We start from the raw sequence: 11,008 nt of genomic DNA, 5'->3' as shown, positions 1-11,008 counted from the left end.
ATTTTACAGCGCATGCCGATTGCTAGGTACTGCGTCGTGCCTCGACGGCTCCGCCGCGTGCCAGCCCGCTACCCGGCGATGGCGTCGGCCAGCCCCCCACTACCGGTGGGGCCGCCTGCGCCAGGCGAGGGTAAGTTCAAAGCCGGAACCACGAAGACGCGCTGCCCGCGTCATCCACCGGCAGGACCACCATGCAGTTGACGCTCCGCGCATTCCATTGCGCGCACACCACGATCCACAATCTCTCGTTTCCCTGCACGGCCATCATTGCGCCGACCGCGGGATCGATCCGCTGCACCCATCGCAGCCATAGCCGTCTGGTGCATCCCAAACAACAGGTGAGGCTGCGGCCGTTCACGCCGATCATGATTGACATCGCCAACGATGCGGCCGCCTCCATCGAGATTCACCCAAACGACCTGTGCAGCGATAGCGATGCGACTGGCACTGCCATGCGTCCGCTTACGCGATTGCTCGCACACCACGTGCTTGGCGCACCGCAGCGAAACTGGACGCTCGATGCGTTCGCTTCGGTCGCAGGCATGACACGGCCGGCCCTCTCGCGCCGCCTCTTTGCCGAAGGCACCAGTTTCCGCGAATCCGTGCGCACGCACCGGCTGACCCGGCTGCTGATCGATCTATCAGACTGCAGCCTGCCCGCTCACACACTGTCCCTGCGCTACGGCTTTGCCGATCGCTGCCTACTAGAGGACGCGGTTTTCGAACAATACGGTCTTTCGCTGTCGAGGCTGAAGAATATCGTTGGCCACACCGCACCGCAACGCCTCTTGGGCACACAGGAGGAACTGCCCGACCTCCGCCGATGCGTACCTGCCCTATGGCAGACTTGACATTATGTCGACGGCAATCTGAACCCGCCCACGCATTCGGCGGCGTTCTGCGTGGATGAGAAGACCGCAATCCAGGCCCTGGATCGCAAGGATTCGAGTTCGCCCGGTGCCAATTCAATGACGCGATGGACTAGCGACCGCAATGGGGTCAGACTCCGGAAGCCGACCTACGCTTGAATCGATAGACGCTCACGGGTCGGCACCCGGCCGCCAAGCTGGCGAATCGCTGAGGCGGTCGGGCGCTTTCCGGGCCACTAAGCTACATTGCTACCGCGCGCTGGAGTGACAGAAGTCCGACTGGTGAGATCGCACGTAGGTCAGGAGAGCCACATCAAGCTCGCGGGCTCGAACCTGCGCCAACTACAGACGGGGCTCAGCGCCTTAAACATGCGCGCCCCAAGGCCGGAGACTTGACTTCGCTTGGTCTCACGTAGGGTAGAAGTGCCGCGCCTCGAATGACGGCAGAAACCCAACCCAGACGACCCACTGTACTCGGAAACGAAATGCCTCACGATACTTCCACCGCCCTTCCATCCGTCGACTCTAAGTCAGCGGCAGCCATGGATCTTTGGAAACGGCATAAAGACTCACTCCAGCGCTGGTGCGAGAGCGACGAGTTCTGGCAGTCGCAATGTCCCCCTGATTGCCTTCGCTATGGAGCGGGCGAATTGGATTTCATCTCTAGAGACGTCCTTCGTACGCTCCTCGCCAGCATCCCATCCATTTCCAATGTAGACCAACATCAGGCCCGCCCGCTACTTCCTGCATGCGGCGATATCGACTGCAATACTTGCGAACTAGGCTGACACCCTCGACCCCTGGGATCGGTGAACCAAGGATAAGGACGCGGCGCCAGAAGACGCAGCAGCACTGCGCTGTCGACGTGCAGCGTCAAGTCCTGAATGGACGAACGCCCCAGCGGGCGCTGGTCCCATTGGGTTGGAAAGAGAAATGCCCGCCGCCCCTAAGGGGAGCAGCGGGCATTCGGCTGCAGACGACGGACGAGTGGCCCGCCGGGAGCTCAAGCCACCTTGCGGTTGGGCGGCAATAGGCCGAACTTGGCCAGCGCTTTGAGATTGGTCTCAATGTAGGTCACCATACCGTCGATCTTTACCGCAAGGTAATGATCAAAGCAGGCCGCGTCCTGCGAAACCTCCACGTTCTTGGCCGCTTGGAAGGCCTCCAGCAGCTCTTCCCGGTCCAAATCAGCACCCATCCAACCAAAGATCCGGATGAAAGTGTGAATCTTGCGACGACGCGGTAGCAGCTTTTCGGCCTCTTCGGCCGTGACGAATACTTTGGACATAATTCAGAGCCTAAGAACAGGGCTATGCCTGCGTTTTTAACGGATGGAGGGTGCCCAAGGGCTGCCCCTCCAAAGGGGGATAAAAGCCGACCGGCAACTCGGTTGCCGCATCGTTGCCGTACTGATAAACGGGACCCGTGCCGCAGTAGCCACTGCCGCAGATCTGCTGGCAGTAGCTCTCAATGCCATCGGCCCGGAGTTGGGCAAAGACATCTTCAAGATATTCCGTAGACATTGGAGACAAAGAAATGCCCGCTCTCTTGCGAGAAGCGGGCATAAGGTTAGTGAATGGCGCCGGGCTTACTGCAGCGCCAGCGCAACCACATCGATGACGCCATCTGCGTCGTCGACCAGGTCGGGAGTCTGCGATATGTAAAACTCCCGCTGATAGCCACCGACCCGCAACACCTCGCGCTTCATCTTCATGAACGCGCGCTTACGATCCGGATCCAATGGGCCATCCGATTCATCGGTGAATAGGGTCTGGAAAGGCTGCTGCGCGTCCTGCGCCCGATAAAGGGCGATTCCGCGCGTCAGGCACTCATTGATCCAGACTTTCTGCCCGCCTGACATCACGCCAAATTCCTTCGTGGTGTCGTTATCGGCGTCGATCACATTAATGGAAAATCCTTCGCGCAGTTCGCCGCTGGCCAGCACTGTCTGCGTCTGGATCGCGATGGTGAATCGCGGTCCATAGCAGGCCAGAAGCAAGTCATTGACGATCAGCGTGATGGCCGGGCCCGCGTCATCGATGGACAACGCGATCACGCCATCGTTGCCCAGGCCTTTCGCAAGCAGCTTCCATTGCGCAATCTGGTCGGACAGCGTCTGCGCTTTGGCCTCGATCACCGGCATACCGGCAAGCTCAACATCCAGACGCTCACGCTCGGCCACCAACATGCTCTCCTGCCGAATGATTGCTTCGATCCGACCGGCGATTGCAGCAACAGCCTCCCGGCTGGCGGCAATCTGGCAGTCCATCTGGGCCAGCATGCCCGTCACATCCTCAGTGGCCAGCGTCGCCAGTTCCCGGCGTACCGCTTCGAGCTGGGATTGCACATCCGCGATATCGCGCTTGTGGCGCGCAGTGCGTGACGCGTCCTCCTCGCTCAATGCCGTCAAATCGCGTTCGGCCTGCGCCAGTCCTTCGCGCGTGGCGTCCAGTAAGGGCTTCTTGGCGGCCAACGCCGTGAGTCGCTGCAGCAGTTGCTGATCGCGATCAAGCTGTGCCTGCAGTGCAGCAGCTGCAGCGCGCGCCGTGGCACGCTCCGCAACTGCACCTTGCATCGACTGCACCTGATCAAGCTTCTTGCGATAGCTTTCACGTAGTGCCTTGACCAATACAACCTGCTCCCCAAGGTTTGCCTTGGCTTTGCGGGCTTGCGCCAGCAACGGACAGATGGAGTGCATCGGATCAACGCGGCAGGGAACGGTCTCGATGACGTCAGCTTGCAGTTTCAACGACTCAACAAGCTTCGCGCCGGCAACACCTTGCTGCTCGAGGCCCGTGAGCTCTGAACTAAGCGCCGCGTGCAGGACCTGCAGGGCATCGAGCTTCTCAACGACTTCGCGCTGACGGGCAAGTTTTGCCTGCCTCTGGCCAATGGCCAGTTGCGCGGCATCCCTTTCGCCGGCTGCCGCCTCAATAGCCGAGGCCTCCGCCAATACCGCATGATGACTGGCCGCTTGCCGATCCAACTCGCGCCGACGCGCCGCAGCACGTCCGGCGGTGGCCTGCTCATCGTTGGTCAGCGATGCTGCACGCTGGTCCAATTCGACCTTGCGCTGGTTCAGTTCCCGCAACCGCGCTTCGGTACCGGCGTTAGCGGTCTGCTTCGCAGAAAGCGTCGCGCGCTCCTGCAGTAGCTTCGCACCCTTCGCTGTTTCGTCGTCACGTGCACTGCGCTCGGCATCCAGGCTCTCGCCCATCTGCCCGATCTCTCGGGTCACCACGGCCGCGCGCTCGCGCTTCCCGTTGAAGGTCAGCACGTCGCGCTGCAAGGTGTCCAGCGAGCGGGTGAGCAGCTTGGCGACCTCGCCTGCTTTTGCAGACATATCTCGCAAGTGATCGATCCCGAGCAGCTCGGCGAGCAGCTTCTTGACCTCGCCCGGCTGATAGCTGGCGAGTGGACGCCGGTTTTGGGCAGAAAACACACTGGTGAAGAACGCTTCGGGAGAGCCCAAGACGGTTTCCAGGCACCGGTTGTAGGTTTCCGCCTTGCCGTCTGACAGCGTGCCGTCAGCCAGTTGAATCGGCTTCCAGTCACCGTCGGCGTGTTTCTCAAAAAGGTAGTACTCGGCCTTGCGGCTCTTGCCAGGGTTACGGAACGCGAACGCGGAACGGAACGTCCTGCCGCCGTGCTCCCATTCCAGGTCTTTCTCAGCGCGTGGGGCGCAGAGATGGTCCCAGTACGAGAACGCGTCGGCCGACATCTTGCTCGCGCGGCTCGGCATGATCGGAAACGGATGTAGGTTGTCCATGATCGTTGTCTTCCCTGCCCCGTTGGGGCCGACAAGGGCGATCAGGCCGCCGGGCAGCGCCGACAGGTCGACGGTGATGCTATCCCGATGCATGCCGTCGCGGATCCCGTGGAATCCGGAAAGCGTCAGCTTCAGTGGGCGCATTCGGGCACCTCCGAGCCAGTGAAGGAATGGAGATAATCCGACGGCACTTCCATTGCAGTCTCCTCCCATTGCGGAACGTCGGGCAGCGAAGGTGCATCCTGCTCAGGCTTGCCCGCGATCGCCCGTTCAACTGAGCGGCGCGCAGCGGCAAACTGCTGGCTCGCAAGCTTCATCACAGCGTCCCAATCCTGCTGGCCCGTGAGGGCTCGCAGGTCCACTTCGCTCCACTGGGACGCCAGGCCGTTGGAGAACGACCAGATCAAGTCCTGCAATTCCTTGGACGGCGCCAGGGCAAAGAAGGTGTTGCCACCCGCCTCACCCAAGGCCATCACCAGCATGTGGTCGCGCTTGGCGATCACAGCGCCGCGGCCGTGGCCGAACGGTTCATACATCATGCACTGCGTAAAGTCATGCTGCTCGGAAAGGCGCTTGGCCATGTCCGAGCGGTTGATAAAGGTCTCTTCAACAAAGAGCCAGTCAGGACCGGCGTGGTAGAGAATCATTTGGCACTCCAAGGATACGACGGAGTGCGCCCCGGACGGGAAGCATCCGTCTGGGTAGATAGAAAAGAAATGGATACTGCGGGTCGATGCGTCTGAGACGCGGGTAAAACCAGATTTCGACAACCTCGAAGGCTGTCGGAACATGGCTCGGCAAGTTCGAGGGATTGTCGTATCGCTACGCAAAAAGATCGTCGGTCAGCCAGTTCATTGGCGTGGCTGCGGTCGCGATGGGTGCTACCGGCTCCGTTACCGACGCGGCAGAAAGCGCTTCGGGTACGGCGACAGTTTGATCCAGTTCCATGTCCACCAGCTTCGCAACGAAAGCGGGCGCAACTGCTACCACAGGGTGCACCTCCTGCGTAATAGCCACGGGCATATCAGAAAGGCCATCGAGCACTTGATCGGCAATCGCCTGTGCATCGAGGTTTTCGAGCATCGACAGACTGTCCAGCAACGGATTCGCGTCAACGCCCGTCAACTCGCACCATCGCCCCAGCTTCTCGGACAAGGTTGCCGCCCGGCTGATGCCTTCGGCGCGGCTGCGAACAGCCGGCAGGACACGCGCTTCCAGCTTGACCTCCGCACTGGCACCAAAGAGCGCCTGGATGGCCTCACGATCCACGAGTTGACGATGCTCCTCGTTGACCGTCCAGCGCACTCGCACGAACTTGTGGGCAGCGTCGGCGGCTATCCCGGCAAGCTTTGCCATGTCAGGAGGGCCATCGAAGTCGATGCAAACCGTCTCGCTCGCTGGCGTTTTCACTTGGGAAGCTGCCGCCTGCCCCGGTGAAACCTGCCACTGCAGATAGCCTTTTGCACCAATCTCGCCGTAGTGGAACCGTCCGATCGAACCAGGATAGGCGACCACCCTGCCCTCGCGCTCCCATTGCTGGGCGCGGTGAATGTGGCCGAGCATGAACGCGTCGCAGTCGGCAGCGAACAGTGCACCAAGGGTGAACTCATGGTCGAGTCCTGCCATCGGCACGCCGTGCTCCGTTTGGCATCCGTTGACGGTACCGTGCGACACACCGATCGTACGGACGCCTTGTGACCGCCATTGACGATTTACAGCGCCCGCAGCCGCCAGATAGTCCGCCAGATGATCACCGACCGCCGTCGCCGCATTCGCCACGCCGGCCGCAGCGGCCAACACTGCCTTGTTGACCGTTGGCACGCAAGTGAACACGACATCCGGCAGGCCGTGCTGCGTCAGCAACCCGTCCATTTCCGCCTGACTGAAGATCGCGCCGTCGCTAGGAAAGAATGCCTCGCCAATGAGCGCGACCTGATGGATACGATCCGCAACGTACACAGGTCGACTTGCTCCGATCAGTCGAAACAGATCCAGCGTACCGGGCGGCTCGTGGCTGAACGTGCCTTGCAACATCAACACCGGCATGTGGGCCGACAACTGATGGATCCGCCGTGCCAGCGCGGAGAGCGCCGGCGTGTGGGCATCGAGCCGGTGGTCCGTCGAGTCGCCCGACACCACAGCAACATGGCAGCGACTTGCGATCGCGTCCTCCACCGCAAAACCAAAACAATGATCCGCTTCAGCAAAATGGCCGGGTGAATAGTGCAAATCAGAGAAATGCGCCACAAGTAGGCTTGCGCCATCGTTGAGCATCATGGGACCTCCAAGGGAATGTGCCGGCATGCGGCAAGAAAGAAAAATGGGAAGCCCGGGGGCTTCCCTCAACTGCCGGAACGAGGCTGGCGATGTTACGTAGCGACGTCGGCAGCGAGGGCCGCCACCTGCTCTCGGAAAGCCATCGGGTTAGCCAGGGCGGTGCGAAGTTCATCCAAGAACCGTCGCACACCCTGATCCCGCTTAGACCAACCACGCCCGAAGGTCGCCGTTGCGAAGGCCTTCAGTTGGCGGGTGCCATCCTCGCTGTTGAGCCCAAGACGCTGCACAAGATCGAGGTATTCGCTCTCCAGGTCCTTGTTACCCACCTCCGTGCTGGATACGGGCGCCGAACCAGCGGCCTGACCCACACCAATCTCCGATGCTTCAGCATGCAGGGCATCGATGGTGTAGTCGCCGGGGCCTTGCCCTGGTAAAGGATCATCCCCTTCGCCTTCGAGCAAAGAATCGGCCTGCTCTGCCATCTCCAATGCGGGCGGGCGACGGTCCGAGCCATCGAGCAATGCCGCGATATCGATTTCGGCGTCCAGAGTGATGAGCCATTGCATCTGGCGCACCGGCCTGCCGGTATCGTCGATACGGCTGATCTCGATCTCCTGCTTGGACATATAGAACTGGATTCCGACGAGCCTGCCGCCACGCGCCATCGCTACGGTTTGCATGGCGGCATGCGCCTTTTGCAAAACGTAAATGGAAGTGGTTGGCATTTCGATGAGGCCGAGTCCGGAGATATGCGGCACCGCAAAAAAGAAGCTAGCCGAGAGGCTGCAATGACCAGTCTGGTACTGCGGACACTCTTGAGGGTCGCAGATACCGTCCGGGATCGCTTCGTCCTGGCGCAGGATGATTCTGCGCCCGCCCCAGATGCGTTTCGCACGGTTGGCCCGCTCATCACGAACTGCCGGCGCATACATCTTGCAATAGCGCTTGCCGTCGTGACCGTACTCGGAGAAAAACTCGCGACCACTTTGCGTCCATGACACGAGTTGGTTGGGCATGTTGCTCAGCCAATCGTCAAACGCGAAGACAACGGGGAATTGCCAGAGGCGGTGCCCATTGCCATCGCCACGATCCTCTCCGTAGCGCTGGACGATACTGTCGGCCACCGCCGGGTTAGCGAAGTCGGAACGGCGGCAGGTGAACCAAGGGACGTTCTTCGGAACCAACGGTGTCTTGATGCCCGTCGCCCGGGTAATCTCGGCACCAATGCGCTCGAAGCCTTCGCCGCGGGCAAGAAGCGCATCGTGGATCTTTACGGCCTGCTCTCTGTCCCGCGCAGCCTTTGTCAGGACTTTGATGCCAGGCCGGATCTTGCCAATGATGGGCGGCCGCATGGGCCGCTCTTCTAGCAGGCTTCGGCGTCCGCCGGGCTCGCTGTATGTGATGGGTGCATGCATTCGCTCTTTCTCCTATCAAGGAAACGAACGACGTTGGCCCGGATGGACGCAGCATGCTCCCGAAGGCGCAGGGCTGTGTCGGCCCCGCGCTGGGTCGTTACTAAATTGAGGAAGTTCGCTTTCGCGGCTTCCGGTAGCCCGGCGACGTAAGTCGCCTCACAAAGGTTACGCCAGGCCTGCGGCATTTCTGCGTACTCGGCACGGCGCAGGTTCAACGTTGCCGCGATTGCGGCGGAAATCTCGGCGTTCTGATGGTGCATGAGTTGCTCCTGGAATCGAGGTCTCTCATCAGAAACAATAAAAGCCCGCCCCGGTTTGCGCCGGCAGCGAGCTTTGATAGATAGGAACCTGCAATGCCACGCCCCTTCCGGGGGCGTGGCACTCAGGGAACGGCGCACGATTGCGCGCTGCTCTATGCTGAGGACGTAAAGTCGCCCTCGTGCAGCATGGTCACGCTGCACAACAACCCATTTCGCGAACCCACAGGTTCGACCGCAGGTTCACGGATCAGCTCGACGTCGGCCGTTCTGCCTAGGAGGGGCCTGGAGAGAGAGACGCCACATGGTCCCAGGCTCGAACGGTGTCCTCGCGTACGCTCCAGAGGAAGCACAGCGGAGAACGCGTATTACAGGCTGATAAGGGAAGCGCTCGGCGAAAACACTTATCACAAGAAAAGATCCACACCAGTAGCCAACTGGTCGGCGCATGCGCAACGGCACGACTTGTACAAAGGGATGGACTCGCGAGGAGTCGGGATCGATGCGTCTGTGACGCGGGGTATGGAAAGCATTGTGGCATAGATAAACGGTGCAGAAAGTCAGAAAGCTCACGAAATTGGGGGGCTTTCTGGCGCTGATGCCGTGTTGTTGTGACGGACAATGCCCTACGAGAGAGATCCACATCAACATGGAAAATGGCCGAATCATCCGACCCCCAGCACCGCGGAAGAGATACCGACGCGCTGTCGTCTGCATCTAACAGCAGCAGTTTCCCGTCACAATTTCAAGCCCCACGCGACGGACCCAAGCCGATCGAGCGCCTGCTGAGCGAGGATCGCGCATCGCGAATCATTCCGGACACCGACAGCGGAACAGTGATCGCCTACTGCTCCGATTTCGTACGCGACTTCCTGCGCAGTGACTACCTGTTCTGCACATCCAAGATGAGCGTCGCCGCCAGCGGAAAGATCCTTGCGCTGGATACCCGCTTCCGGAATGCAAACGCGTGGATGGACGAAAGGCTGGCCTGGTCTCGAAAACTCACTAAGCGGAGCATGAGTGTCCGGTATGACAAGCGCGAGGTCGTCGTCACCCACTCCCTTGGCGGCCGGCTCATTCGCCTATTGAATCAGCATGACCAACTCTTTACGAACGTGCTGGGCGCGTACATGGCTCACAGTATTGACGACGCGGAAAAGGACGATGCGCTAATCAAGGCTGCGCGACATATCCGGGCGATCCACCGCTTGTGCATCCCCGACAACGACCGCTTTACCCGCGACGGCAAGCCGCTCGACGCCGATCACTGATCATTCTTCCCCGAAACCTACGATGGATATCCAAGAGATTGCACGCCTGCACACCCGCTATAACGAGCCGCCCCTCACGATCGACATACCGAGCGATACTCACGCGACGCCACTCCTCGAACGTGCAGGCTCAGTGCCTGCTGAAGATCCGAAGCCGATGTGGCGAAGACTGACGGCTGGGCAGCGCCGGGCCATCGGCGTACTTATCGTTGCGGCAATCGCGTTTCCGATTGGCATGTGGACCGCGTCCGGCAGTAAGCACGATGCAGTGGCGACCAATTCTGTTCAGGGAAGTACCACCACGGTATCGGCTATCGCGCCTGCCGGCACACTGGACGTCCAGGGTCATGAATGGCCTCCGAGAGCTTCTTCGGTTCAAGGCGACCAGACCACCAATGAAGGCCAGTCGCCCATCCTAGCCGCTCCTCAAGGCGGATCTGCGCTCGTTTCCGAATCTACGCCAGCGCCGGCGGCCGTTGCGCCTCCGGTTCACGCGGCGCCAGCGAACAAAACGCCGGTCAAGGCACCAGCGACATCGCAAAAGCCAACAGCCACCCCAGTGACGGCGCCGACTTTGCCGCAATCTTCGGCGAAGGCTACCTCGCGGGCTCCGATCGGAGCTGACGTCAAACTGTTTTGAGCGACGGACGGAAGATGACAATGACGACTACAAACTTCAGTCTTATTCAGGCAGGTCTGAGCATCCACGGAGATGTCGCGTTGGATCACGGCATTAGCTGCTTCGGGCTGGTGGGTGGCGACCTCCGGTCGTCGCGTGGGCTCGTGCACGTTGGGCCAGAAGGCCTTATCCGCGGAACCGTAGAGGGCGACCATGTTCTCATCGATGGCACGGTGGAAGGCGACGTTGCAGCCCGCGTTTCGCTTCAGATAAACGGCAAGGTAAAGGGACGCATCGCGTATGCCGGCACGATTCGGCTCGGGGCCAACGCAGTGCTCGAAGGTACGATTTCCCGCATCGCGGGCATTGGCTATGACGCGCCCGGCGCCTCAAACCCTGAAGTCGCGGCAATGCCGAAACCCACAAACACGTAAGCATGCTCAACCTATTTCCTCGGTAAGCTCACATAAATCACCATTGTTTCCGGACCCACAGAAACAAAAAATCCCGGCGATTTTTCTCGTCGGGATT

The 11,008-nt window shown here is 60.5% G+C and carries 10 protein-coding genes and 1 pseudogene; 5 read left to right on the top strand and 6 right to left on the bottom strand.

Annotated elements, in window-relative coordinates; translation table 11 throughout:
* Positions 1–197: 197 nt before the first annotated feature.
* Positions 198–851 (top strand): helix-turn-helix transcriptional regulator, encoded by a 654-nt coding sequence (locus ACO550_RS05845; protein ID WP_485994363.1) that lies wholly within the window; start codon positions 198–200, stop codon positions 849–851.
* An 18-nt stretch (positions 852–869) separates the two neighbouring features.
* Positions 870–998 (top strand): annotated as a pseudogene (locus ACO550_RS05840) (IS630 family transposase); the annotation flags it as partial.
* A gap of 874 nt (positions 999–1,872) precedes the next feature.
* Here the strand turns inward: ACO550_RS05840 and ACO550_RS05835 are convergent.
* The 6 genes from ACO550_RS05835 to ACO550_RS05810 all read right to left on the bottom strand — a co-directional run bounded on the left by ACO550_RS05835 (position 1,873) and on the right by ACO550_RS05810 (position 8,590).
* Positions 1,873–2,157 (bottom strand): hypothetical protein, encoded by a 285-nt coding sequence (locus ACO550_RS05835; RefSeq protein ID WP_315595287.1) that lies wholly within the window; start codon positions 2,155–2,157, stop codon positions 1,873–1,875.
* Between the two features lie 300 nt (positions 2,158–2,457).
* On the bottom strand, positions 2,458–4,782 hold the full coding sequence (locus ACO550_RS05830) for an AAA family ATPase (RefSeq protein ID WP_315595286.1): 2,325 nt from the start codon (positions 4,780–4,782) through the stop codon (positions 2,458–2,460).
* Positions 4,770–5,285, bottom strand: coding sequence for a hypothetical protein (locus ACO550_RS05825; protein WP_315595285.1), 516 nt, complete (start codon positions 5,283–5,285; stop codon positions 4,770–4,772). Before ACO550_RS05825 ends, ACO550_RS05830 begins: the two co-directional genes overlap by 13 nt.
* A 175-nt stretch (positions 5,286–5,460) precedes the next feature.
* Positions 5,461–6,912: a metallophosphatase family protein gene (locus ACO550_RS05820; RefSeq protein WP_315595324.1), complete on the bottom strand. Its 1,452-nt coding sequence runs from the start codon at positions 6,910–6,912 to the stop codon at positions 5,461–5,463.
* Between the two features lie 95 nt (positions 6,913–7,007).
* Positions 7,008–8,330 (bottom strand): recombination directionality factor, encoded by a 1,323-nt coding sequence (locus tag ACO550_RS05815; RefSeq protein WP_485994360.1) that lies wholly within the window; start codon positions 8,328–8,330, stop codon positions 7,008–7,010.
* A complete protein-coding gene (locus ACO550_RS05810) occupies positions 8,279–8,590 on the bottom strand; it encodes a DUF7696 family protein (RefSeq protein ID WP_485994358.1) in 312 nt (103 codons plus the stop codon). Before ACO550_RS05810 ends, ACO550_RS05815 begins: the two co-directional genes overlap by 52 nt.
* Before the next feature lie 653 nt (positions 8,591–9,243).
* Here ACO550_RS05810 and ACO550_RS05805 point away from each other — a divergent pair.
* From ACO550_RS05805 to ACO550_RS05795, 3 genes are read left to right on the top strand one after another with little or no spacing between them, the layout of a single operon-like run.
* A complete protein-coding gene (locus tag ACO550_RS05805; RefSeq protein WP_315595283.1) occupies positions 9,244–9,858 on the top strand; it encodes a hypothetical protein in 615 nt (204 codons plus the stop codon).
* Positions 9,859–9,880: 22 nt separating this feature from the next.
* Positions 9,881–10,498, top strand: a complete 618-nt coding sequence (locus ACO550_RS05800) for a hypothetical protein (protein ID WP_315595282.1) — start codon at positions 9,881–9,883, stop codon at positions 10,496–10,498.
* A gap of 20 nt (positions 10,499–10,518) precedes the next feature.
* On the top strand, positions 10,519–10,911 hold the full coding sequence (locus ACO550_RS05795; RefSeq protein ID WP_315595281.1) for a polymer-forming cytoskeletal protein: 393 nt from the start codon (positions 10,519–10,521) through the stop codon (positions 10,909–10,911).
* Positions 10,912–11,008 lie beyond the last annotated feature (97 nt).

It is taken from the genome of Cupriavidus sp. (assembly GCF_057315035.1).
This window is presented reverse-complemented; position numbering and strand designations above follow the sequence as displayed.

Excerpts from the sequence above, each read along its gene's own strand:
- ACO550_RS05835 (WP_315595287.1), bottom strand. The coding sequence starts at position 2,157 with ATGTCCAAAGTATTCGTCACGGCCGAAGAGGCCGAAAAGCTGCTACCG.
- ACO550_RS05830 (WP_315595286.1), bottom strand. The coding sequence starts at position 4,782 with ATGCGCCCACTGAAGCTGACGCTTTCCGGATTCCACGGGATCCGCGAC.
- ACO550_RS05825 (WP_315595285.1), bottom strand. The coding sequence starts at position 5,285 with ATGATTCTCTACCACGCCGGTCCTGACTGGCTCTTTGTTGAAGAGACC.
- ACO550_RS05820 (WP_315595324.1), bottom strand. The coding sequence starts at position 6,912 with ATGCTCAACGATGGCGCAAGCCTACTTGTGGCGCATTTCTCTGATTTG.
- ACO550_RS05815 (WP_485994360.1), bottom strand. The coding sequence starts at position 8,330 with ATGCATGCACCCATCACATACAGCGAGCCCGGCGGACGCCGAAGCCTG.
- ACO550_RS05810 (WP_485994358.1), bottom strand. The coding sequence starts at position 8,590 with ATGCACCATCAGAACGCCGAGATTTCCGCCGCAATCGCGGCAACGTTG.
- ACO550_RS05805 (WP_315595283.1), top strand. The coding sequence starts at position 9,244 with ATGGCCGAATCATCCGACCCCCAGCACCGCGGAAGAGATACCGACGCG.
- ACO550_RS05800 (WP_315595282.1), top strand. The coding sequence starts at position 9,881 with ATGGATATCCAAGAGATTGCACGCCTGCACACCCGCTATAACGAGCCG.
- ACO550_RS05795 (WP_315595281.1), top strand. The coding sequence starts at position 10,519 with ATGACGACTACAAACTTCAGTCTTATTCAGGCAGGTCTGAGCATCCAC.